This window comes from Acidovorax sp. GW458-11-26-14-TSB4 (genome assembly GCF_059423865.1).
Genome location: NZ_JBWKYR010000001.1, coordinates 1,258,857 through 1,282,006, shown reverse-complemented (window position 1 = coordinate 1,282,006; position 23,150 = coordinate 1,258,857). Strand labels below are relative to the sequence as shown.

Here is a 23,150-nt window from a genome sequence, read left to right as displayed (position 1 = left end):
TTTCAGTGGATTGCGTCATGGCTTCCCTCGGACTTTCCTTGTTGTTCTTGTTGTGTTGCTGCTTGCGGGGCTGTGGCGGCCGCAATGGCCTCCACCACCCGCTCCATCTTCATGAAGCGCGAACCCTTGACGAGCACGCTGCCCACAGTGGGCAGTGCGGCGCAGACTGCGGACTGCAGTTGCTCCATGCTCTCGAAATGCGTGGCGGCGCCATGGGCGCGCGCCGTGTGTGCGGACAATGTGCCCAGCGCGTACAGCATGGCGATGCCTGCGGTGCGTGCCTGGGCGCCTGCCTCGGTGTGGAACTGCGGACCCTGCTCCCCGACTTCGCCGATGTCGCCCACCACCAGCAGGTGGGGGCCAGGCAGCGCGGCCAGCACCTGGATGGCCGCCTGCAGCGAATCGGGGTTGGAGTTGTAGGTATCGTCCACCACGGTGACCTCGCGCCCGGCATGCTGCACGCTGAAGGCGCGCGAACGGCCCTTGACGGGCGTGAAGGCATCGAGCCCCCGCGCGATGGCGGCCAGCGGCGCGCCGGCAGCCAGCGCGCAGGCCGTGGCGGCCAGGGCATTCGTGACGTTGTGGCGGCCAGCGATCTGCAGGCGGCATTCCAGAGCGCCACCAGGCGTTTGCACCTGCACGGACCAGGCGCCCTGCGTCCATTGCGCCGAAGTGCATGCCACCTCGCCGCCATCGCCGAAAGTCAGGCAGCGGCGCCCGCCTGCGAGTTCGCGCCACAGGAGGGTGAAGGCATCACCGGCCGGGAACACGGCCACGCCATCGGCGGGCAGCGCCGCGAACACGGAGCCGTTCTCGCGTGCCACGGCCTCCACGGTGTGCATGAACTCCATGTGCTCGCGCTGGGCATTGTTCACCAGCGCCACCGTAGGCTGGACCATGGCGGCCAGCACGGCGATCTCGCCGGGGTGGTTCATGCCCATCTCGATCACGGCGGCGCGGTGTGGCTCGCGCAGGCGCAGCAGCATCAGCGGCACGCCGATGTCGTTGTTGAAATTGCCTTGCGTGGCAAAGGCGGCGTCGCCCTGCCAGGCGCGCAGGATCGAGGCGATCATCTGCGTCACCGTGGTCTTGCCATTGCTGCCGGTCACGCCGATCAGCGGCAGGCACAACTGTGCGCGCCAGCCTGTGGCCAGGGCACCCAGCGCGGCCAGGCTGTCGGAGACCTCGATGCCGGGCAGGCCGGTGGTCTCCAGGCCGCCATGGGCCACGGCAGCAGCCGCACCGCCAACGCGGGCCTGGTCCAGGAAGGCATTGGCATCGAAACGCTCGCCCTTGAGCGCCACGAACAGGTCGCCCGACTGCAGTGTGCGGGTATCGGTGTGCACGCGTTGCACGGCCGTATCGCCGTCGCCCACCAGGCGCGCCGCCGGGACGCGCTGCTGGATGAGGGCGTGCGCCTGGCGCAGGTTCATCATCATCGTCATGCCCATGTGCGGGCTCCTCGGGCCTGCAGCGCAGCTTGCGCGTGGGCCATGTCGGAGAACGGCAGGCGCACGCCGGCCGTCTCCTGGGTGTCTTCGTGCCCCTTGCCGGCGATCAACACCACGTCCAGCGCATCGGCCTGGCCGATGGCGGCGGCAATGGCGGCGGCGCGGTCGGGCTCGGGCTGTACCGAAGCGCCCGCAATCGTGCCTTGCAGGATCTGGTGGATGATCACGGCGGGGTCTTCGCTGCGCGGGTTGTCGCTGGTCACGAGCACGCGGTCGGCCTGCTGCTGCGCCACGGCGCCCATCAGCGGGCGTTTGCCGGCATCGCGGTCGCCGCCGCAGCCGAACACGCACCACAAGCGGCCACCGCGCTCGGCCGCCAGCGGGCGCAGGGCGCGCAGCGCCTTGTCCAGGGCATCGGGCGTGTGGGCATAGTCCACGGCCACCAGCGGCTGGCCTGGCGCCACCAGGCGCTGCATGCGGCCCGGCACGGGCTGCAGGCGGCTGCAGGCATCGACCGCATCGGCCAATAGCACGCCCAGGCTGCGCAGCGTGGCCAGCACGCCCAGCAAGTTCAGGATGTTGTACTGGCCGATCACCTGGGTTTGCAGCACGTGCTGCTCGGCGCCTTCGACCACGGTGAAGCGCAGGCCCTGTTCGCCCAGCGTAGCATCGGTGGCGCGCAGGCGCGCATCGGCATCGAGCGCAACGCTCCAAAGGTCCAGGCCCGAAGCTGCCAGCTCGCCATGCAACTGGGCGCCGGCTGGATCGTCCACATTGATGACGGCGGCCTTCAGTTCCTCCCAGCCGAACAGCTCGCGCTTGGCCAGCCAGTAGTCGGCCATGCTGCCGTGGTAGTCCAGGTGGTCCTGCGTGAAGTTGGTGAATACCGCTACACGGATGCGCGTGCCGTCCAGGCGCCGCTCGGCAATGCCGATGGAAGAGGCCTCGATGGCGCAGGCGGAAAGGCCCTCGTCCGCGAACTGTGCGAAGGCGCGCTGCAGGCGCACCGGGTCGGGCGTGGTCATGCCGGTGTAGGTGAGCGCGGGTGGGCGGCCCATGCCCAGGGTGCCGACGATGGCGCAGCCTTTACCGCTGCCTTCACCGGCCAGCAGGTTCAGGGCATCGGCCAGCCACCAGGCGGAGCTGGTCTTGCCGTTGGTGCCGGTCACGGCCAGCACGTCGAGCCGGTCCGTGGGGTGACCGAACCATTCGGCCGCAATCAGGCCCGTGGCCGCCTTGAGGCCCGGCAGCGCCGCGATGTGTTCACCTTCGAAGGCGAAAACCTCCACCCCCGCCTGCTCCACCAGGCATGCCGTGGCACCGCGCACCAGGGCGTCGGCCACATGGGCGCGCCCATCGGTGGCTGCGCCGGGCCAGGCGATGAAACCGTCGCCCGGCGCCACCTGCCGGCTGTCGGTCTGCAGCGTGCCGGTGATGCGGCTGCGCAGCCACTGCACGGCATCGCGCGGGGAGTTCAGCATCGGGGTCACAGGGACTCCTCCACCGGATTGGCCACGATCTGGGGCTTGACGGCCATGTCGGGCTGCACGCCCATCATGCGCAGGGTCTGCTGCACCACCTCGCTGAACACGGGCGCCGCCACGGCACCGCCGTAGAAAACGCCGTTGCTGGGCTCGTCGATCATCACCGCCACGATGATGCGTGGCTTGTCGATGGGCGCCATGCCGGTGAACCAGGCGCGGTACTTGCCCGATGCGTAGTTCTTGCCCACCTGCTTGCGCGCCGTGCCGGACTTGCCGCCCACCGAATAGCCCAGGGTCTGGGCCTTCTGGCCGGTGCCACCCGGGCCGGCCGCCATCTGCAGCATCTTGCGCACCTGGTCGGCCGTGCGTTCGGAGAACACGGGCACACCGATGGCGGGCTCATCGGTCTTGAACATGGTGGCCGGGATCACGCGGCCGCCATTGGCGAACACGGTGTACGAACGCGCCATCTGGAACAGGCTGGCCGACAGGCCATAGCCGTAGGACATGGTGGCCTGCTCCACCGGGCGCCAGGTCTTGTAAGGGCGAAGCTTGCCGCTGACCACACCGGGAAAGCCGATCTGCGGCTTCTGCCCGAAGCCGGCCGCCGAGAAGGTCTCCCACATCTCGCGCGCCGGCATCTGCATGGCGATCTTGGTGGTGCCCACGTTGCTCGACTTCTGGATCACGCCTTCGACCGTGAGCAGGCCGTAGTTGTGCGTGTCCGAGATCGTGGAGCCGGTGATCGTGATGCGACCGGGATTGGTGTCCACCGGTGTCTCGGGGCGCACACGCCCGCTCTCCAGCGCCAGGCCGATGGTGAAGGGCTTCATGGTCGAGCCGGGCTCGAACACGTCGGTCAGTGCGCGGTTGCGCAACTGCTCGCCGGTCAGGTTCTGGCGCTTGTCGGGCACATAGCTCGGGTAGTTGGCCAGGGCCAGCAGCTCACCGGTGTGCGCATCGAGCACCACCACGCTGCCGGCCTTGGCCTTGTGCGCCGTGACCTGGTCGCGCAGCTTCTGGTAGGCGAAGAACTGCACCTTGCTGTCGATGGACAGCTGCATGTCGCGCCCGTCCACGGGCGGCACGGTCTCTCCCACGCCTTCGACCACGCGGCCCAGGCGGTCCTTGATGACGCGACGCGAGCCCGCCTTGCCGGCCAGCTCCTTGTTGAAGGCCAGCTCCATGCCCTCCTGGCCGTGGTCTTCCACGTTGGTGAAACCCACCACGTGGGCCGCAGCCTCGCCCTCGGGGTACTGGCGCTTGTATTCCTTGCGCTGGTAGATGCCCTTGATGCCCAGGGCCGCGATCTGCTGGCCCACGTCCCAGTCGAGCTGGCGCTTGATCCAGACAAAGGTCTTGTCCTCATCGGCCAGCTTGGCGTTGAGCTCGGACAGCGGCATTTCCAGCAGCTTGGCCAGTTGCTTCATCTTGGCCTTGACCTCGGGCTGGTCCTGCTCCACGTCTTCCGGGATGGCCCAGATGCTGGCGGCCGGCACGCTGGAGGCCAGGATCAGGCCATTGCGGTCCAATATCTTGCCGCGGTTGGCCGGCATCTCCAGGGTGCGCGCAAAGCGCACCTCGCCCTGGCGCTGGAAGAACGCGTTGCCGAACACCTGCACATAGGCCGCCCGCGCGCCCAGGCCCAGAAAGCCGAGCGCGATCATGGCCACGATGAACTTGCTGCGCCAGACCGGCGTCTTGCTGGCCAGCAGCGGGCTGGAGGTGTACAGGACGCTGCGGCTCATGGCTGCGCCCCCGAGGCCGCAGCCGGTGCGGCCGAAGGCGAGGTCGCGGCCACGGCAGTCACGCCGGCCGGATCGGACACATACTGGGTGATGGCCGGGGTGGCCGTGCGCATCTGCAGCTGTGCACGCGCGAGTTTTTCCACGCGCAACGGCGTGGCCTGGGCACGCTTTTCCACCTGCAGGCGCTGGTGTTCGGTCTCGAGCCGGCGCGCCTCGGCCGTGGCCCGGTCGAGCTCGGTGAACAGGCGGCGCGACTGGTACTGGGTGTGCACCAGGAACAGCGCACTCGCCAGTACCGCCAGCAGCAGCACCAGGTTCAACCGCGTCATGCAGGCACCTCCGTGCGCTCGGCCACGCGCATGATGGCACTGCGCGCACGCGGGTTGGCGGCCACTTCAGTTGCTCCGGGCTTGATGCGGTCCAGCGCCACGAGCTTCATGGCCTTGGGCGCGGCAAAGGGCGCTCGCCGGTCGTAGACCTCCTTGGAGTGCTGGGCAATGAACTGCTTGACGATGCGGTCTTCGAGCGAATGGAAGCTGATGACCGCCAGGCGGCCACCCGGCTGCAGCACCGAGAGGCTGGCCTCTAGCGCCTGTTGCAGCTCTTCAAGCTCGGCGTTGATGAAAATCCGAAGAGCCTGAAATGTGCGCGTTGCAGGGTTCTGGCCCGGCTCGCGGGTCTTGACCGCGCCAGCCACGAGACTGGCCAGTTCACCGGTGGTTGCAAGAGGGCCCCGCTCTTGGCGCCACGCAACAATCGCCTTTGCAATGGGGCCAGCAAACCGTTCTTCACCGTAGTCACGTATCACCTCCGCAATCTGTTGAACCTCGGCAGTTGCCAACCACTGGGCCACGCTTTCGCCGCGCGTGGTGTCCATGCGCATGTCCAGCGGACCATCGAAACGGAAACTGAAACCCCGCTCGGGGCTGTCGATCTGGGGCGAGCTCACCCCGAGGTCCATCAGCACCCCCGCTGCACTGCCCGCAGGCAGTTCGCCGAGGTGGCGAAATCCTTCGTGCCGAATGGAAAAACGCGCATCGTGGATGCGCGTTGCTTCGGCGATGGCTTCGGGGTCCTTGTCGAATGCCACAAGGCGCCCCTGTGGCCCCAGCCTGAGCAGGATGCGCCGCGAATGCCCGCCGCGCCCGAAGGTGGCGTCCACGAAGGTGCCGGACGGCTCGGGGCCCGCGCCGCCCAGCAGCGCGTCCACCGCTTCTTCGAGCAGGACGGTCGTGTGTTGCAAAGCTTCGGTCACCGCGCGCCCTTAGAAAGAGAAGTCCTTGAAGACGTCCGGCATCTCGCCCTGCATGGCCTTGGCCTCCTGCTCGTCGTAGGTGGCTTTGTCCCACAGCTCGAAGTGGTTGCCCATGCCCAGCAGCATGGTCTCGCGCGAAATGCCGGCGGCTTCGCGCAGCTCGGGGGCGACCAGCACGCGGCCCGTGCCGTCCATCTCCACATCCTGGGCGTTGCCCAGGAAGATGCGCTTCCACCACTGGGCGGACATGGGCAGTTCGGCAATGCGCTCGCGGAACTTCTCCCACTCGGGACGCGGGAACACCATGAGGCAGCCGTGGGGGTGCTTGGTGATGGTGAGTTGCCCGCCTGCCGTAGCCGCCAGGACGTCACGATGCCGGGTCGGCACGGAAAGCCGACCCTTCGCATCGAGACTGAGCGACGAGGCACCTTGGAACACGGACGATTTCCCACTCGGTTGGAATCCACTCGCGCCCTGAATTCAGGCTTCGAGGGCACTTTTCACCACTTAATTGCACTTTTTTGCACTGTAGCAGGAAAAGCACACCGAGCAAGGGGGTGCACAACAAACTTTTGCAATGAAATCAAGGACTTAGGCGTGACTTCAAACAGTCCGTACAAGCAAAAGTCCTTGAGAGATAACCACTTAGCGCGGGCTATGCAAGTGATACCTCAAAGGCGCGATCCAAGGTCACAGGATGTAGCGCGAGAGGTCCTCGTTCCGGCTCAGGGATTGCAGACGCGCATCGACATAGGCTGCATCGATCACCACGGTCTGGCCCGATAGCCGTGCTGCATCGAAGCTGACCTCGTCAAGCAGCCGTTCCATCACCGTGGACAGGCGGCGCGCGCCGATGTTCTCGGTGCGCTCATTGACCTCGAAGGCGATGTGCGCCAGGCGCGTGATGCCCTCGGGCGCGAACTCCAGGGTCACCCCCTCGGTCGCCAGCAGCGCCTGGTACTGCTTGACCAGGGAGGCGTGCGTCTGCACCAGGATGGCCTCGAAATCCTGCACCGACAGCGAACCCAGTTCCACCCGGATCGGGAACCGCCCCTGCAGCTCGGGAATCAGGTCGCTGGGCTTGGCCAGGTGGAAGGCGCCCGAGGCGATGAACAGGATGTGGTCGGTCTTGACCATGCCGTACTTGGTGGACACGGTGGTGCCCTCCACCAGCGGCAGCAGGTCGCGCTGCACGCCCTGGCGCGAGATTTCGGCGCCGCCGCTTTCCTGGCGTGCCGCGACCTTGTCGATCTCGTCGATGAAGACGATGCCGTTCTGCTCGGCATTGGCGATGGCGCGGGTCTTGATCTCTTCCTCGTTGACGAGCTTCGCCGCTTCTTCCTCGATGAGCAGCTTGAGCGCCTCGGCAATCTTGAGCTTGCGCGTGCGCCGCTTGTCCTGGCCCATCTGGCTGAACATGCCGCGCAGTTGCTCGGTCATCTCCTCCATACCCGAGGGACCCATGATCTCCAGCGCCGGCCGGCTTTCGGCCACGTCGATCTCGATTTCCTTGTCGTCGAGCGCGCCCTCGCGCAGCTTCTTGCGGAACACCTGGCGCGCGGTGCTATCAGCAGCAGGGGGCTCACTGCCGGCGGCCGAGCGGGCCACAGGAATCAACACATCCAGGATGCGCTCTTCGGCCGCATCTTCGGCACGCGTACGCACCTTGCGGGTTTCGGCATCGCGCGTCTGCTTCACCGCGATCTCAGCCAGGTCGCGGATGATGGAATCCACGTCCTTGCCCACATAGCCCACCTCGGTGAACTTGGTGGCCTCGACCTTGATGAACGGGGCATCGGCAAGGCGCGCCAGGCGCCGCGCGATCTCGGTCTTGCCCACGCCCGTGGGGCCGATCATGAGGATGTTCTTGGGCGTGATCTCGTGGCGCAGCGTGCCCTGGACCTGCTGGCGGCGCCAGCGGTTGCGCAGCGCGATGGCCACGGCGCGCTTGGCGCCGGCCTGGCCGACGATGTGGTGGTCGAGTTCGGAGACGATTTCTTGGGGGGTCATGGACGACATGGGGATCCGCCTGGTAGCAAGGGAGGGACCGGCCGCCGCAGCACACTGCGGCCGGCGCCATGAAAAGGACGACCCGGAGCCGTTGCGCCGGGCCGGGCACTCAGAGTGTTTCGATGGTGTGGTGCATGTTCGTGTAGATGCACAGCTCACCCGCGATTTCGAGGGATTTCTTGACGATCTCCTGCGCCGGCAGATCGGTGTGATTGAGCAATGCCTTGGCGGCCGAGTGGGCGTAGGCTCCGCCCGAACCGATAGCCACGATGCCCTGCTCGGGCTCCAGCACGTCGCCATTGCCGGTGATGATCAGCGAGGCCTCCAGGTCGGCCACGGCCAGCATGGCTTCGAGGCGGCGCAGCACGCGGTCGGTGCGCCAGTCCTTGGTCAGCTCGATGGCTGCACGCACCAGATGGCCCTGGTGCTTGTCCAGCTTGGACTCGAAGCGCTCGAACAAGGTGAAGGCATCGGCCGTGGCCCCGGCAAAGCCGGCCAGCACCTTGCCATGGTGCAGCTTGCGCACCTTGCGGGCCGAACCCTTGACGACGATATTGCCCAGGGTGACCTGGCCATCGCCGCCGATGGCGACCTGCACGCCGGCAGGGGTCTGGCGGCGCACGCTCAGGATGGTGGTGCCGTGAAACACCGGGTTGTTTTCAGAGGAGTCCATAGCTGCCGCAGATGGGGTCGCCGAGCCTGCTTTCAAGTCAACACGGAGTCCAGGCCACCGCATACGCCCCTTGAAACTGGCGCTGTCTGAGGCCAGCGCTCCTGCGCAAGGGCCGCCCCGCCGTGCTGGGGGTGTCCCCCTCCCGAGTCGTGCAGCGAGTCGAGAGAGAGGGAAGGCGCGAAGCGACTCAGGGGGTGCTTAGTTCTTGCGGGGCAGGACCCAGGCGTGCTCGTTGATGCCGATCACGTTGAAGAAGATGGCCACCAGGCGCTGCAGGTTGTGGAAATGCACTTCGCGGCCCTGGCCCTGCTGCTCTGCCGCCCAGTTGAGGACTGAGCCGGCTGCGGCAAAGTCGACGCGGATCAGCCTGTCGCAGGACACCACGAGCGGCACCCCGGGGCGCATCAGCGCCTGCAGGGGCTCCAGCAGTGGTGTGGCATCGCCATCGATGTGGCCGCTGAGCGATGCCGCAGGTGTGGCATCGGGTGCAGCGGGAGCGGACGCGTCCAGGCCGAAATCCGAGGCCAGCATGTCGCGTTCGGCGGGCGTCGCCGCCTGGCTGCTGCTGGCCGCCGTGGCATCGTCCGAATAGCCCATCTTGGGCGCAATCCAGGAGGGTGGAGAGACTTCGTAGGTCACGCAGTAGTCGAGCGCCACCAGCTCGAACTCGTCCGGCCGGCCCATCAGGCGCAGCGCGGCCATGCGCAGGCGCCACCACTCGGGACCCGACGCCCGGTCGCCCGACTGGGTCATGATCTCCATCAGCGTGGTGAGCCGGTCCACACCCGAGAACACGAACTGGCCCGGCCGGTCGGCCCACTTGGTGAACAGATCGGCCAGCAAGGGCACTGCGGCATCGTCGATGCCCGAGATGCGTGTCCAGGCCAGGCTCCAAGGCGAGGCCGAGCGCTCGATCGAGGCCTGCAGCGCGGCCACGGAAGAGACGGTCAGGCGGGCCGGCGCGTTCCAGCTGAAGTCACGGCGGGCCGCACCCGCCTTGGGCTCCTGTTCCTGCACCAGGCCGAGCTGCTCGGGCATGGAGAACCACAGGGGGGCCGAGCGGCTGAAGCCGGCGGCAAAGTCGATGGCCAGGGTGTCGAAGCGGTCATGCTGTCCCGTAGCGCGGTACAGGTCGAACAGCGTCATCCAGATTTCCAGCTGCTGCGCCGGGTCGTCCTGCTGGTGCTGTGCGAGCACGTCGAGCAAGCCGGACTCCGCCCCTGCGTGATCGCCGTTGGCGAAGCGGATGGCGGCTTCTTCGAGGTCGGGTTCGTGCACGAATTCCTCCGGTTCGGATGCGGTTTCGGGCGTTGGTGGTGTGGTGCTCGGCTCAAACGAGGCCAGTTCGGTGGCCTGTTGCAGCGGCTCTCCCCGCATGGTCGCATCGGTGCCGCCAAACTGGCCGATCGCCATGCTGTCGTCATCAAAAAGAGGCTTGACCGCCGCCGGAGCCGCACTGATGGGCGCCGCCAGGCTGACGGGTGCCGTGGGGGCGAAGGCGCGTGCAGCGGCTTCGTCCTCGCCGCGGAAATCCGCCGGCTGGGTGGGAGCGTCGCCATTGGCCTTGCTCTTCCACCACTGCTGCGACATCTGCGCCTCGATCTCGTCGATCTTCTTGAGCGTCACGGCGCGCTCGTCGGGCGAGGCCATGCTGCTCTGGAAGAACGAAGGGCGTGCGGTGGGATCCTCGGTGCGTTGGCCTTGCAGCACTTCGCGCTGGCGCAGCTTGCGCAACTGATCGAACTCGCGGCGCCGCACGAAATCGTTGCGGCGCTTGCGCTCGATCATCTCCTTGAGCATCTGCTTGCTGTACTGGCTCTCCCGGTCGTCCTGGAGCGAGTCGAGCTCGGTCCAGTTCGTCGTCGGGTTGCGCACAAACCGCACCATCTTGGACAGCAGGCCGCCGGGCGTGGTTTCTTCCTTGCTCATGGGATAGGCGAGAGAGGGGTCGTGCGCAAAGTGCTCAGGCAAGAAGGACTTCAGTCCCCAAACATTTTCTGTTTGAGTTCGCGGCGCTGCTGCGCCTCAAGCGACAGCGTGGCCGTGGGACGGGCGATCAGGCGGCCGACACCGATGGGCTCGCCGGTCTCGTCGCAGTAGCCGTAGTCGCCTGCATCGATGCGGGCGATGGACTGCTCGATCTTCTTGAGCAGCTTGCGCTCGCGGTCGCGCGTGCGCAGCTCCAGAGCGTGCTCTTCCTCGATGGTGGCGCGGTCGGCAGGGTCCGGCACCACCACGGTGTCTTCACGCAGGTGCTCGGTGGTCTCACCGGCACTGTTGTGGATGTCCTGCTTGAGCTGGACCAGCTTCAGGCGAAAGAACGCCATCTGCTTGTCGTTCATGTATTCGCTGTCAGGCATGGCCAGGACTTCCGCGTCGGTCAGTTCCTGGGCCGTCTTGGCTTTCCAGTTGTTGGCCAGCTTGGGGTCTTTTTTGGCAGCAGTGAAAGTGGGATGCACTTGCGCGGTCGTGGGCATGGTCTGTTGGTAGCTGGCTTTGGCAGCGGTGGAAGCCGTTGCCTGTGCCATGGATGGTACGGTCAATTGGGCCAATCGGGAAGAAGGCCGGGTCGTGCGCACGGGTACATGGGATCCCGCCTGCGGGTCAGGGGCGGGGGCGACGGGCACCGGGGCGGCTGTCACCTTGGGAGCAGCCTTGGCAGGAGCCTTTGCAGCAGCTTTGGCTGCCGCTGGGACGGCAGCGCTTTTACCCGCGCTCGGAGCTGCTTTCGCAGCCGCCTTGGATTTGCTGGTTTCGGCTTTCACTTCCTGGTCTCCTCGCAGTACGGGCGGACCCAGGCTGCGCTGGCAGCCAAGGGTGGATGGCAAGCCTTCCGGGGTTTTACCGGGGCGCGATTGTATCGACCTGGGCTGACGCAAACGAAAACGTTGCGGATACGACACATCTTGCCATCCATCTCGCCGAACTTCGAGAGAAATCAGGCCCGGGACATTCTTTGACAATCCGGCCCCGGGCCCGTCAGGCCAGGCTCTGTTCCAGGCCTTGCAGGAGAATGTCCTTGGGCAGGTCGATGCCGATGAAGACCATCTTGCTCAGGCGCTCCTCCCCCTCGGCCCACTGCGGCCCCAAATCACTGCCCATGAGCTGGTGCACGCCCTGGAAGATCACCTTGCGCTCGGTGCCCTTCATGTAGAGCACCCCCTTGTAGCGCAGCATGCGCGGCCCGTAGATATTCACGATGGCGCCCAGGAAGTCTTCGAGCTTGGCCGGATCGAAGGGGCGCGTGGAACGGAAGACGAAGCTCTTGACGTCGTCGTCATGGTGATGGTGGTGGCCGTGGCCGCCATGCTGGTGCGAGGGGTGGTCGCAGTGCTCGCCATGTTCATGGTCATGGTGGTCATGGCCATGGTCGTGGTGGTCGTGCCCGCCCTCTTCCTTGAGGAAGTCGGGGTCGATGTCGAGCTTGGCATTGAGGTTGAAGCCGCGCAGGTCCAGCACCTCCTTGAGCGGCACCTCTCCGAAATGCACCGCCTTGATGGGCGCGCGCGGGTTCATGTGCTTCAAGCGGTGGATCAGCGCGTCGGTCTCCTCGGCGCTCACCAGGTCGGTCTTGGACAGGAAGATCTGGTCGGCAAAGCCCACCTGGCGTCGCGCCTCCTGGCGGTCGTTGAGCTGCTGGGGCGCGTGCTTGGCATCCACCAGCGTGACGATGGAGTCGATCAGGTAGGTCTCGGCGATCTCCTCGTCCATGAAAAAGGTCTGCGCCACGGGGCCGGGGTCGGCCAGGCCCGTGGTCTCGATCACGATGCGGTCGAAGTCGAGCAGGCCTTTGCGCTTCTTGGCAGCCAGCAATTGCAGCGTCTCGCGCAGGTCTTCGCGGATGGTGCAGCAAATGCAGCCATTGCTCATCTGCACGATCTGCTCCTTGGACTCGGTCACCAGGATGTCGTTGTCGATGTTCTCCTCGCCGAACTCGTTTTCGATCACGGCGATCTTCTGACCATGGGCTTCGCTGAGCAGGCGCTTGAGCAGGGTGGTCTTGCCCGAACCCAGGAAGCCGGTGAGGATGGTGGCAGGAATGAGGGACATGGAAGGGCCTATGGTGGGCAGAATGGAAAAACGTGGGGGAGTTTAGCGGCGAAATCAAGGCTGCGCTGTGCGCGAGAAGTGCCCATGCACCCTCCGTTTTGCGGCAGAATCATTGTCATACATGGCTTCTAAGCTATGCATTCTGCAGCATACAAAGCGGATACTGATGTAAGTCTGTTGCGTTAGGATGGCTTGCAGACCGTCCCGTTCCGAAATTGTGCCGCTCCATGGATTACCGACTGGCCGCCACCTTGCTCGACAGCCTGGGCCTCGCCATGTGCGTCTTCGATGCGGATGACCGTTCCGTGCTGTGGAACACCTCCTTCCTGCGCTTCTTCCCGGAACACGATGGCCACCTGCATGCCGGTGAGCACTATGGCGACAACCTGCGCCGCTTTTACCGCGGGCGCCTGTCCCCCGAGGACATGGTGCACATCGACCGCTACATCGCCGACGGCATCCAGCGCAACCGCAACCAGACCCGGCCCTATGTCTTCCAGCACCGGGGCCGCTGGCTGCGGGTGTCGTCGCTGGCGCAACCGGACGGGCACCGCGTGCGGGTCTGGCTCAACCTGTCAACCGCCGAGGCCTGGCAGCACGACGAGCGGCCACCGGACGCGCTGATGCGCGACCTGCAATCACCCGACGCGATGCAGATGCTGGAAGACGTGGGAGACGGCGCGGTACTTCTGGATGCCCAGGAACGCATCCTCTATGCCAACGACCGCTTCATCACCATGTACGGCTTTGCCACCAAGGCCGCAGTGGCCGGCCGGACCTTTGCCGACCTGGTCCTGGACCTGTGGGACGAATCGGGCGTGCCGCGCGCGCAGGCCCGCAGCAACCAGGACCTCAGCGCGGCGCTGTTCGATGGCTCCGTGTTCGCGGGGGCTCCGTTCGAGGTGCCCCTGCCGGGGCAGCGCTGGATGCGGGTCACCATGAACCGCACCATGGGCGGGCAGACCTACGCCTTCCACTCCGACATCAGCCCCTCCAAGCGGCAGGAACTGCGCCTGCTGCAAGCCGAGCGCCACGCCCGGGAGCGCGAGCAGGAGCTGCGCATGCTGACCGACCAGTTGCGCGACGAAACGCACCACGACGCGCTCACCGGCCTGCACAACCGCCGTGCGCTGCAGGCACAGCTGCGGGACCTGGCCAGCAACCCGGGCACGCACGGCCTGCTGTTCATCGACCTCGATGGCTTCAAGTCCGTGAACGACATGGCAGGCCACGCCGCGGGAGACGAGGTGCTGCGCCAGGTGGCAGGACTGCTGCGCGGCTCGGTACGCACGGGCGATACCGTGGTGCGCCTGGGTGGCGACGAGTTCGTGGTCATGCTCGGCCACTGCGACGCCGCGCAGGCCCATGCCGTGGGCACCAAGGTGGTCCAGGCCGTGGGGACCCAGGAATTCAACGCCCATGGGCAGGGTTTTCGCATTGGCGCCAGCGTCGGCGTGCGCATCTTCAGCGGCACGCAGGACATGGAGGGCCTGCTGCGCGACGCGGACATTGCCTGCTATGCCGCCAAGCGCAATGGCCGCGCCCGGGTGGAGATACACCACCGCCCCGCGGACGCTGCCTCATGACTTGCGCATCACCACCAGTCCCTTGAGGTATTCGCCTTCGGGAAACTCCAGCGTCATCGGGTGGTCGGGAGCCCCCGCCAGGCGCTCGACGATGTAGCCATCCACCCCCGCATCGGCACCCGCCGAGGCCACGATCTTGTGGAACAGGTCGGCGCTGATGCCGCCCGAGCACGAGAAGGTGAACAGCACGCCGCCCGGGGTGAGCAACTGCAGTGCCAGGCGGTTGATGTCCTTGTAGGCGCGCGCGGCGCGTTCGGCATGCGCCGCGGTGGGCGCAAACTTGGGCGGGTCCAGGATGATGGCGTCGAAGCGCTGGCCTTCCTTCTGGAACTGGCGCAGCGAGGCATTCACGTCCGCATCGAGAAAACGCGCGCGGTTCACGTCGAAGCCATTGAGCGCCACGTGCGCCCGGGCCCGCTCCAGTGCCGGCCCCGAGGAGTCGATGGAGATCACCTGCCCGCCGCCCGGGCCGCCCGCCGCCTCGGCCGCGCGCATGCCCGCCAGCGCGGCCACGCTGAAGCCACCGGTGTAGCAAAAGCAGTTGAGCACATGCTGGAAGCCCAGGCGGCGCGCGTAATCGGCAAAGCGCTTGCGGCTGTCGCGCTGGTCCAGGTAGAAGCCGGTCTTGTGGCCTTCGGCGATGTTCAGCGTGAGCTGCCACTGGTGCTCATGGATGGTCAGTTCCACGGGCGGCGCCTCGGCGCCGGCCACCGGCCCGCCGCGCAGCCAGCCGGTGGCCGGCTCCAGGCCCTCCAGTGCGCGCACGCTGGCATCCGAGCGCTCGTAGAGCCGGGTCAGGCCGGTCTCGCGCAGCAGGGCATCGGCGATGACGCTCTTCCAGCGCTCGGTCCCAGCGCTGGTGAACTGCGCGACCAGGGTGTCGCCATAGCGGTCCACGATCAGGCCGGGCAGGCCATCGGACTCGCCATGCACCAGGCGCACCCCGTCGCTCTGCACGTCAAAACGTGCACGGGCAATGATGGCGCGTGCGCAGGCGGCAATGAAGAAGGGCGCATCGATGCGCTGCGCCTCGTCGAAGCTCCACACCCGGGCGCGGATGCGCGAGCTCGGGCTGAATGCGGCCCAGGCCAGGAACTGGCCCTCGTGCGATTCGACGCGCACCGTCTCGCCGCTGTCGCCACCGCCCTTGGCGATGGCCGACTCGAAGATCCAGGGGTGGCGGCGCAGGAGCGAGCGCTCCTTGCCAGGGCGAAGGCGAAGGGTTTTCATGACCCCGATTGTCGCGCCGTTGGCGCCGGCCTCTGGATTACAGCTTCTGGCCGAAGCGCTCGAAGCGCGGCATGAAGTAGCGGTCGGTGTCGGCCGATACCAGCACGCCCAGCGCCCGGCCGATCAGCAGGTGGCGCGGCACCAGGCCGATGTAGCGCGAATCGGCGCTGTTGTCCCGGTTGTCGCCCAGCACCAGGTACTCGCCTTCGGGCACAGTCACGGGAGCGAAACTGCTGCGCGCCGTCACGCCATGCAGCCACTGCACCCGCCGCTCGTGGCCCTGGATCTGCTCCGTCAGCCGGGTGGCATCGACAGTGCGGCCCAGGCCCACCGCCTCCTGCAGCGCCTGCGGCGTGCCGTAGCGGGCGGCCTCGCCGTTGATGATGAGCACTTCGTCGCGCATCTCCACCGTGTCGCCGGGCACGGCCACCAGGCGCTTGATGAGGCGCGTGCCGTCGAGCGGCGAAGAGAAGGTCACCACGTCGCCACGCTGCGGCTCGCCCAATTGGGCCAGCACCACGTCGGTGAGCGGAATCTTCACGTTGTAGGCCAGGCGGTTGACGAACACCACGTCGCCCTCGACCAGGTTGGGCCGCATCGATCCCGAGGGAATGGGGTTCCAGTCCGCCACCGCCGTGCGGAACAGGCCGAAGCACATCAACAGCACCAGAAATCCCTTGTTGGCCTTGATCCAGCGTCCCATTGCTCTGCTCCTCCTGTGGTTCCGGGGTCGGGGACAGCGCCATGGCGCTGCCGCCCCTTCGGAGTCAGCCAGCAGCCAAAGGTTCCCTTCCCCTCAGGTATTACCCGTGCGCATGTGCTGCCATACCGGTGCACAATGGACTCGGCAAGAATGTGTGTTCCGCCACCCCTTGGATGTGTGATGACGCAGCCCGCCGCGCCACCGCAGGCGCCTGCGGCCGCTGCCCCCGACCAAACCGATTGCATGGCAGAACTCCGCGCCCTATCGCTGCTGCCCGCGCGCGTGCAGCAATGGCTGACCCCCTACGAGGCGGATGAACCGTTGGCTGCGAGCTTTCGCGCCCAGCAGTTGCAGGCCATGCTGCGCCTGACCCCGCTGGCCATGGCCGTCAACCTCTTCAACGGGTGCTTCATCGCCTGGCGCCTGGCGACAGTACCGTCCTGGCTCTGGGCCTGGATGCTGGCCCTGCTGTTCGTGGCCGCACAGGGGCTGCGCGCCTGGCAGCGTGCGCGCCGGCGCCCTCCGCGCCTGCTGGCGTCGAAGAAGGCCATCCGGCGCGCAGCCCGGCATGCGGGCGCTCTGGGCCTGCTGTGGGGCGCCATACCGGCGGCACTCTTCGCTGCGGCGCCAGCTCCGGACCAGATGATGATCCTGGCGATCAGCTGCGGAATGATCTGCGCGGGCGGATTCGCACTGGTGACGGTGCCCGAGGCCGCCTTGAGCTATGTGCTGCTGCTTGCAGGGGGCTCGGCTGTGGGGCTGGCACGGGCGGCGGACCAGCCAGGCACGGTGACCCTGCTGGTGCTGCTGGTGACCTATGGCCTGGTGGTGATCGCATCGGTGCGCGTGATGGCGCGATCCTACGGTTCACGCCTGGCGGCCGAGGCCGATGCCGCCCACCAGCAGCAGATCGTGGGCCTGCTGCTGCGCGACTTCGAGGAGAACACCAGCGACTTCCTCTGGGAGGTTTCCAGCGAAGGCACGCTGCGCCATTCTTCCAATCGCCTGGACCAGGCCCTGCGCTACAGCCGCCAGGACGACCCCGAGCTGGGCCTGGTGGAGCTGATCGCCCGCACCCACCAGGGCGCCACCCATGGCGTGGACCCGGCCAGCCACCTGCAGGCGCTGCAGGTGGCCCTGCAGGGAGCGCAGCCGTTCCGCGACCTGCTGGTGCCGCTGGTGATCGGCGGCCAGTTGCGCTGGTGGGCGCTCACGGCCAAGCCGATCTGGCACCTGGACCACACGCGGCAGGACTGGCGCGGCGTGGGCGTGGACATCACCCACAAGAAGCATGCCGAGGACGAGATGCACCGCCTGGCGCATTTCGACGTGCTGACCGGGCTGGCCAACCGGCGCCACTTCCAGCACCGCCTGCAGCAGCATTGCGCGCTGGACGGCGCGGGTGCCGGTGCGGCGGCCCTGCTGTGCCTGGACATGGACAACTTCAAGCGCGTGAACGACGCCTACGGCCACGGCAATGGCGACCTGCTGCTCAAGACCGTGGCGCAGCGCATGGCCCAGCAGGTGCGCAGCCGCGACCTGGTGGCCCGGCTGGGCGGCGACGAGTTCGCCATCCTGCTCGACGGCGCCAGCACGCGCGCCGAGGTGCAGCTGTTCTGCGACCGCCTGGTGGGTGCCATCGAGCAGCCCTGCGACCTCTCGGGCCTGGCCATCACACCGCACCTGAGCATCGGCGTCGCCTTCCTGCCGCACGACGGCAGCCACGTGGACGCCCTGCTGCACCATGCCGACCTGGCGCTGTACGAGGCCAAGCAGCGCGGGCGCGGGCAGGTGCAGTTCTTTTCCATCGAGATGGACCAGCGCGCCCACCGGCGCATTGCGCTTGAGGACGGCCTGCGCACCGCCCTGGCCCAGGGCGAGCTGCAACTGGCCTTCCAACCCCAGTGGCATCTGGCCTCGGGCCGCATCGCGGGGCTGGAAGCCCTGTTGCGCTGGAACAGCGCGCGCTTTGGCAGCGTGTCGCCGGTGGAGTTCATCCCGGTGGCCGAGGAAGCGGGCCTGATCCGCGACATCGGCCTGTGGGTGCTTGAGCGTGCCTGCCAGGCCGCGCGCCAGCTGCCGGGCGACCTGGTGATGTCGGTCAACCTGTCGGTGTGCCAATTCGACGATGCGCTGCTGGCCGACAAGATCCTCGCCGTGGTGGAGCGCTGCGGCCTGCCCCCGGGGCGGCTGGAGCTGGAGATCACCGAGTCGGTGTTCCTGCAGGACACCGACGACGTAGTGGCCACGCTGCACCGGCTGCGCCATGCAGGGGTGCGCATCGCGCTGGACGACTTCGGCACCGGCTATTCCTCGCTGGCCTACCTGCGCAGCTTTCCGTTCGACCGGCTCAAGATCGACCGTTCCTTCATCGCCCCCATCGAGGGCAGCCCCGAGTCGGAGGCCATCGTGCATTCGGTGATCGAGCTGGCGCAGGCGCTGCACATGGAGACCACGGCCGAAGGCATCGAGACCGCCGAGCAGGCCCAGTTGCTGCAGAGCCTGGGCTGCGTGACGGGCCAGGGCTTCTACTTTGCCCGGCCGCTGGACCTGGCGGCGGTGACGGCCTTCATCGCCGCCCAGCCGGCGGCCATCTCCTGACCCCTCGCCTCATTCGGCGCCAGGCTTGCGGCGTGCCCTGGGGTGGGCGGCGTCGTACACCTTCGCCAGGTGCTGGAAGTCCAGGCGCGTATAGACCTGGGTGGTGGTGATGTTGGCGTGGCCGAGCAGTTCCTGCACGGCGCGCAGGTCGCCACTGGACTGCAGCAGGTGGCTGGCGAACGAGTGGCGCAGCATGTGCGGATGCACCGGCGTGCTCAGCCCGGCCATCTGGCTGCGCTGGCGCAGGCGCAGCCAGATGGACTGCGCCGTGAGCCGCGCGCCGCGCTGACCGACGAACAGCGCGGCATCCAGGCGCGCCGAGCCCGCGCCACCGAACGGGCTGGCGCGCAACGCCAGCCAGGCCTTGAGCGCCTCGGTGGCGGATTGGCCCACCGGCACACTGCGCCGCTTGCTGCCCTTGCCGAAGACATGGGCCTCGCCCGCCTGCAGGTCGATCCAACCACGGCCCTGGCGCGCGGTGTCGGCACTGGCCACGGCATCGAGCCCCGCGAGTTCGCCAACACGCAGGCCGCAGCCGTAGAGCAGCTCCACCATCGCGGCGTCGCGCGCTTCCAGCCAGGGGTCGGCGCCGGTGTTGTCGAATTCGGCCAGGCGCACGGCATCGTCCACGCCCAGGGCCTTGGGCAGGGGCTTGGGCGCCTTGGGGGCACGCACGTCCTGCACCGGGTTGTGCGGCACCAGGCCCTGGCGCCCGGCCCAGGTGAAAAAGCCGCGCCAGCCGGAGAGGATGAGCGCGATGCCGCGCCCGCTGCGCCCGCCGCTGTGCATCTGCGCGACGAAACGGCGGATGTGCGCCGTCTGCAATTGCAGCAGGGGCACGCCCACGCCGGCGGCGAACTGCGCGAGCTTTTCCAGGTCCAGCGTGTAGAGCGTGAGCGTGCGCCCCGCCAGGCGCTTTTCCACGCGCACATGTTCCAGGTAGCGCTGCACCAGTGGGTCCGGCGCCGGCGTGCCGGACTCAGGGAGGTCAGATGCGGCGGTGGTCACGAGAACTCGTCCGCCGGGCGGCTCAGCGCAGGCGCACCAGCGCCGAGCTGGCCAACTCGGCAATGCGCGAGAGAAAATCGGTGCCCATGGTGGCATCGAAGCGCTGCGGGTCGTGCGAGCCCAGCACCAGCAGGCCGAAGGCCGGCGTGGCGCTGTCGATCGCGCCCTGGCGCAGCGGCAGCAGGGCCAGCGACTGGGCCTGCACGCCGTCCGGCGCATCGAGCCAGCCAGCGGGCTCGAAGCCCAGGTTGGGGCCGCAGAAGGGCATGGTCAGCGACGAGGCGAAGGCCCGCGCGTCCTCGCTTGCGCCCTGGGCGAAATCGGCATCCACATAGGGGCCTGCCACATCCCAGACGCGCACGGTGGCCTGGGGCACGTCGAACAGGGTGCGGATGCCTTCCACCACCGCCTCGGGCAGGTCGAACGGCTCCTTGACCTGCAACAGCGCGCTTGTCCACTGGTGCACCTTGGCCGCAATGCCGGTGTTCTCGCCGCTGTTGCGCACCATGTCCATCACGCGGTGCTCCAGGCCCTTGATCTTCTCGCGCAGCATCTCTGCCTGGCGCTCCTGCAGGCTCACGGCGCGGGCGCCATGGGGGCTGGTGATCTGCACGCTGGCCAGCACCTCGGCATGGCGCTCGAAAAAGCCGGGCGTATTCTCCAGGAAGCGGGCGATGTCGTCTTCGGTGATGGGCGGAATATGGGTGCTGGGGTGGGTCATGCTGCGTCCGGAATGTCGATCTGGCCTTCGAATACGGTGGTGGCCGGGCCGGTCATGAAAAGGGAATCGGTGTCCTTGCCGCTCCAGGCAATGGTCAGGCGCCCGCCGTGCATGTCCACATGCACTTCGCTGTCGAGCAGTCCCAGGCGAATGCCGGCGGCCACGGCCGCGCAGGCGCCCGAGCCGCAGGCCAGGGTCTCGCCCGTGCCGCGCTCGAACACGCGCAGGCGCACATGGCCGCGGTTGACGATCTGCATGAAGCCGGCGTTCACGCGCTCCGGAAAACGCACGTGGCTCTCGATCAGCGGGCCCCAGGACAGCACCGGAGCGGTGTCCACGTTGTCCACCAGTTGCACCGCATGCGGATTGCCCATGGAGACCACGGCCACCGGCACGGTGACGGGGATGCCCTGCACGTCGAACGACAGCGGCCAGGTGCGGCCCTGTCCTTGCGCCGTGGCGGTGAGCGCCGTGGTGTCGAAGGGCACGTGCGGCTCGTCGAGCACGGGCACGCCCATGTCCACGGTGACACGGCCATCGGCATTGAGCTTTGGCGAAAGCACGCCGCTCAGGGTCTGCACGCGGATGGTGTCCTTGTCGGTCAGGCCCTTGTCGCGCACATAGCGCGCGAAGCAGCGCGAGCCATTGCCGCACTGGCCCACCTCACCGCCATCGGCGTTGTGGATCACATATTCGAAATCGATGCCTTCGGCCGGCGAGGGCCGCACGGTGAGGATCTGGTCGGCGCCCACGCCGAAGTGGCGGTCTGCCAGGTAGCGGTACTGGCCGGCCGTGAGGTTCAGCCGCGCACGGGTCTCGTCGAGCACGACGAAGTCGTTGCCCGCCCCCTGCATTTTGGTGAAGTGGATCTTCATGCCCGGATTATCGTCGGTGGCGGGGCCGCCTTGCCAGACGCCATGGCAATGACAATACCCCCATCCGGCACGGGGCGGCCAAGCCGTTTAGGCTTGGGCCCGTTTTTCTTTTCACAGAACGAACCAGGAGAACCCATGGCCGAACTTTCCGATTTCCCCATCACCCGCAAGTGGCCCGCCCAGCACCCGGACCTCATCCAGCTGTACTCGCTGCCCACGCCCAACGGCGTGAAGGCGTCCATCGCGCTGGAGGAACTGGGCCTGCCCTATGAGCCGCACCTGGTGAGCTTCGAGACCAACGACCAGACCTCGCCCGAATTCCTGTCGCTCAACCCCAACAACAAGATCCCTGCCATCCTGGACCCCAACGGCCCGGACGGCAAGCCGTTGGCGCTGTTCGAATCCGGCGCCATCCTGGTCTACCTGGCCAGCAAGACCGGCCAGTTGATGCCAGAGGACGCGGCGGGCCGCTACGAAACCCTGCAATGGGTGATGTGGCAGATGGGCGGTGTCGGCCCTATGTTCGGCCAGCTCGGCTTCTTCCACAAGTTCGCCGGCAAGGACTATGAGGACAAGCGCCCGCGCGACCGCTATGTGGCCGAATCCAAGCGCTTGCTTGGCGTGCTGGACCAGCGCCTGGCCGGCCGCCAGTGGATCATGGGCGACACCTACACCATTGCCGACATCGCCACCCTGCCCTGGGTGCGCAACCTGGTGGGCTTCTATGGCGCGGGCGAACTGGTGGAGTTCGACCAGTTCAAGGAAGTCCAGCGTGTGCTGAAGGCCTTCGTGGCCCGCCCTGCCGTGGACAAAGGCTTGAACATCCCCGCCCGGGGCTAAGCCATCCGCTCCTGGAGAAAGTCCAGGAAGCACGCAATGCGCGCGGCCAGTTGCGTGTTGCGGTAGTAGACCGCGTTGATGGGCTGGCGCACGTCCACCGTGTCGCGCGCCAGCACCTGCACCAAGCCGCCGCTCTCACGGTCGCCAGCGGTCATGAAGTCCGACAGGCACGCCAGCCCCACGCCTTGCAGTGCCAGCTGGCGCAGCGTTTCGCCGCTGGACGCGGTGATGCCGGGCGCGATGGGCCATTCGTCCCCATGCGCGCCGCGCAGCGGCCAGCGGTTGAGCAACTCGGGCTGGTTGAAGCCCAGCAGGGTATGGCCCGCCAGGTCGGCCACGCTTTTGGGCCTGCCCGCGCGCGCCAGGTAGCCGGGGCTGGCCAGCACGCGCAGGCGGCTGGTGCACAGCGGGCGCGCATGCAGGGTCGAGTCCTGCAGCCGGCCGATGCGGATAGCCACGTCCGTGCGCTGCTCCAGCAGGTCGATGTTCATCTCGTCCGTGTTGAGCTCCAGCGTGATCCCCGGATAGGCACTGCGGAACGCGGGCACCAGCGGCACCACGGCGTGCAGCATGAACGGGGTGGCCGCATTCACGCGCAGCCGGCCCGAGGGCTGCTGGCGCCGCGCTGCCATGCTCTCCTCGGCTTCGTCGATGGATGCAAGGATGGCGCGCGTGCGCAGCAAGAAAGCCTGCCCCTCCTCGGTCAGCTCGATGCGGCGCGTGGTGCGGCGCAGCAGGGTGGTGTCGAGCTTCTTCTCCAGCCGCGAGAGGGCCCGGCTGATACCCGAGACAGTCTGAGCCAGCTGGTCGGCGGCGGCTGTGATGGAGCCGCCATCGACCACAGAGACAAAGGCCTGCAACTCTTCGAGGGTGGTTTTCACGGGCTTCTCCGTCCTTGATTATTGATTCACAGTC

Annotated in this window: 20 protein-coding genes; 3 read left to right on the top strand and 17 right to left on the bottom strand. The window is 67.3% G+C overall.

The annotated features are described in order from the left end of the window. Window positions 1-2: 2 nt before the first annotated feature. The 11 genes from AC07X5_RS06100 to AC07X5_RS06050 all read right to left on the bottom strand — a co-directional run bounded on the left by AC07X5_RS06100 (window position 3) and on the right by AC07X5_RS06050 (window position 12,671). A complete protein-coding gene (locus AC07X5_RS06100) occupies window positions 3-1,451 on the bottom strand; it encodes a UDP-N-acetylmuramoyl-tripeptide--D-alanyl-D-alanine ligase (protein ID WP_494769399.1) in 1,449 nt (482 codons plus the stop codon). Then, entirely contained in the window at window positions 1,442-2,932 is a 1,491-nt protein-coding gene (locus tag AC07X5_RS06095; RefSeq protein WP_494769474.1) for a UDP-N-acetylmuramoyl-L-alanyl-D-glutamate--2,6-diaminopimelate ligase, read from the bottom strand. The genes AC07X5_RS06100 and AC07X5_RS06095 overlap by 10 nt, the downstream gene beginning before the upstream one ends. A 5-nt stretch (window positions 2,933-2,937) precedes the next feature. Next, window positions 2,938-4,683: a peptidoglycan D,D-transpeptidase FtsI family protein gene (locus tag AC07X5_RS06090; RefSeq protein WP_494769398.1), complete on the bottom strand. Its 1,746-nt coding sequence runs from the start codon at window positions 4,681-4,683 to the stop codon at window positions 2,938-2,940. Further along, window positions 4,680-5,012, bottom strand: a complete 333-nt coding sequence (gene ftsL, locus AC07X5_RS06085) for a cell division protein FtsL (RefSeq protein WP_409958635.1) — start codon at window positions 5,010-5,012, stop codon at window positions 4,680-4,682. The genes AC07X5_RS06090 and ftsL overlap by 4 nt, the downstream gene beginning before the upstream one ends. Next, complete coding sequence (gene rsmH, locus AC07X5_RS06080; RefSeq protein WP_409958633.1) at window positions 5,009-5,938, bottom strand: 16S rRNA (cytosine(1402)-N(4))-methyltransferase RsmH; 930 nt, start codon at window positions 5,936-5,938, stop codon at window positions 5,009-5,011. Before rsmH ends, ftsL begins: the two co-directional genes overlap by 4 nt. 9 nt (window positions 5,939-5,947) lie before the next feature. Continuing rightward, complete coding sequence (gene mraZ, locus AC07X5_RS06075; protein WP_409958631.1) at window positions 5,948-6,376, bottom strand: division/cell wall cluster transcriptional repressor MraZ; 429 nt, start codon at window positions 6,374-6,376, stop codon at window positions 5,948-5,950. Window positions 6,377-6,628: 252 nt separating this feature from the next. Next, window positions 6,629-7,957, bottom strand: coding sequence for an ATP-dependent protease ATPase subunit HslU (gene hslU / locus AC07X5_RS06070; RefSeq protein WP_494769397.1), 1,329 nt, complete (start codon window positions 7,955-7,957; stop codon window positions 6,629-6,631). 100 nt (window positions 7,958-8,057) lie between these two features. Further along, on the bottom strand, window positions 8,058-8,621 hold the full coding sequence (gene hslV / locus AC07X5_RS06065) for an ATP-dependent protease subunit HslV (RefSeq protein WP_494769396.1): 564 nt from the start codon (window positions 8,619-8,621) through the stop codon (window positions 8,058-8,060). A 198-nt stretch (window positions 8,622-8,819) separates the two neighbouring features. Continuing rightward, complete coding sequence (locus AC07X5_RS06060) at window positions 8,820-10,550, bottom strand: STAS domain-containing protein (RefSeq protein WP_494769395.1); 1,731 nt, start codon at window positions 10,548-10,550, stop codon at window positions 8,820-8,822. A 50-nt stretch (window positions 10,551-10,600) separates the two neighbouring features. Next, window positions 10,601-11,386 carry an RNA polymerase-binding protein DksA gene (gene dksA / locus AC07X5_RS06055; RefSeq protein ID WP_409958649.1) on the bottom strand — a complete coding sequence of 262 codons (786 nt, stop codon included), beginning with the start codon at window positions 11,384-11,386 and terminating at the stop codon, window positions 10,601-10,603. A gap of 214 nt (window positions 11,387-11,600) precedes the next feature. Beyond that, window positions 11,601-12,671 carry a CobW family GTP-binding protein gene (locus tag AC07X5_RS06050; protein WP_409958623.1) on the bottom strand — a complete coding sequence of 357 codons (1,071 nt, stop codon included), beginning with the start codon at window positions 12,669-12,671 and terminating at the stop codon, window positions 11,601-11,603. 227 nt (window positions 12,672-12,898) lie between these two features. On the opposite strand from AC07X5_RS06050, the gene AC07X5_RS06045 reads away from it, so the two are divergent. Beyond that, the gene (locus AC07X5_RS06045; RefSeq protein WP_494769394.1) at window positions 12,899-14,257 is read left to right on the top strand and encodes a sensor domain-containing diguanylate cyclase; all 1,359 of its coding nucleotides are present in this window, start codon (window positions 12,899-12,901) and stop codon (window positions 14,255-14,257) included. Here AC07X5_RS06045 and AC07X5_RS06040 read toward each other — a convergent pair. Both AC07X5_RS06040 and lepB read right to left on the bottom strand, forming a co-directional pair. After that, entirely contained in the window at window positions 14,252-15,487 is a 1,236-nt protein-coding gene (locus tag AC07X5_RS06040; protein ID WP_494769393.1) for a class I SAM-dependent rRNA methyltransferase, read from the bottom strand. The genes AC07X5_RS06045 and AC07X5_RS06040 overlap by 6 nt on opposite strands. A 37-nt stretch (window positions 15,488-15,524) precedes the next feature. After that, on the bottom strand, window positions 15,525-16,190 hold the full coding sequence (gene lepB, locus AC07X5_RS06035) for a signal peptidase I (RefSeq protein WP_494769392.1): 666 nt from the start codon (window positions 16,188-16,190) through the stop codon (window positions 15,525-15,527). A gap of 243 nt (window positions 16,191-16,433) precedes the next feature. Between lepB and AC07X5_RS06030 the strand changes: the two genes are divergently transcribed. After that, a complete protein-coding gene (locus AC07X5_RS06030; protein ID WP_494769391.1) occupies window positions 16,434-18,791 on the top strand; it encodes a putative bifunctional diguanylate cyclase/phosphodiesterase in 2,358 nt (785 codons plus the stop codon). Window positions 18,792-18,800: 9 nt separating this feature from the next. Here the strand turns inward: AC07X5_RS06030 and AC07X5_RS06025 are convergent, their stop codons facing one another. Genes AC07X5_RS06025 through dapF form a run of 3 tightly spaced genes read right to left on the bottom strand, consistent with a single transcriptional unit; the run spans window position 18,801 to window position 21,395 of the window. Continuing rightward, on the bottom strand, window positions 18,801-19,799 hold the full coding sequence (locus AC07X5_RS06025; protein WP_494769390.1) for a tyrosine recombinase XerC: 999 nt from the start codon (window positions 19,797-19,799) through the stop codon (window positions 18,801-18,803). 22 nt (window positions 19,800-19,821) lie between these two features. After that, on the bottom strand, window positions 19,822-20,520 hold the full coding sequence (locus tag AC07X5_RS06020) for a DUF484 family protein (RefSeq protein ID WP_494769389.1): 699 nt from the start codon (window positions 20,518-20,520) through the stop codon (window positions 19,822-19,824). Next, window positions 20,517-21,395: a diaminopimelate epimerase gene (gene dapF / locus AC07X5_RS06015; protein ID WP_494769388.1), complete on the bottom strand. Its 879-nt coding sequence runs from the start codon at window positions 21,393-21,395 to the stop codon at window positions 20,517-20,519. The genes AC07X5_RS06020 and dapF overlap by 4 nt, the downstream gene beginning before the upstream one ends. A 135-nt stretch (window positions 21,396-21,530) precedes the next feature. Between dapF and AC07X5_RS06010 the strand changes: the two genes are divergently transcribed. After that, a complete protein-coding gene (locus AC07X5_RS06010) occupies window positions 21,531-22,235 on the top strand; it encodes a glutathione S-transferase N-terminal domain-containing protein (protein ID WP_494769387.1) in 705 nt (234 codons plus the stop codon). Here AC07X5_RS06010 and AC07X5_RS06005 read toward each other — a convergent pair. Next, a complete protein-coding gene (locus AC07X5_RS06005) occupies window positions 22,232-23,116 on the bottom strand; it encodes a LysR substrate-binding domain-containing protein (RefSeq protein WP_409958605.1) in 885 nt (294 codons plus the stop codon). The two genes, AC07X5_RS06010 and AC07X5_RS06005, sit on opposite strands and share 4 nt — an antisense overlap. Window positions 23,117-23,150: the final 34 nt, after the last annotated feature.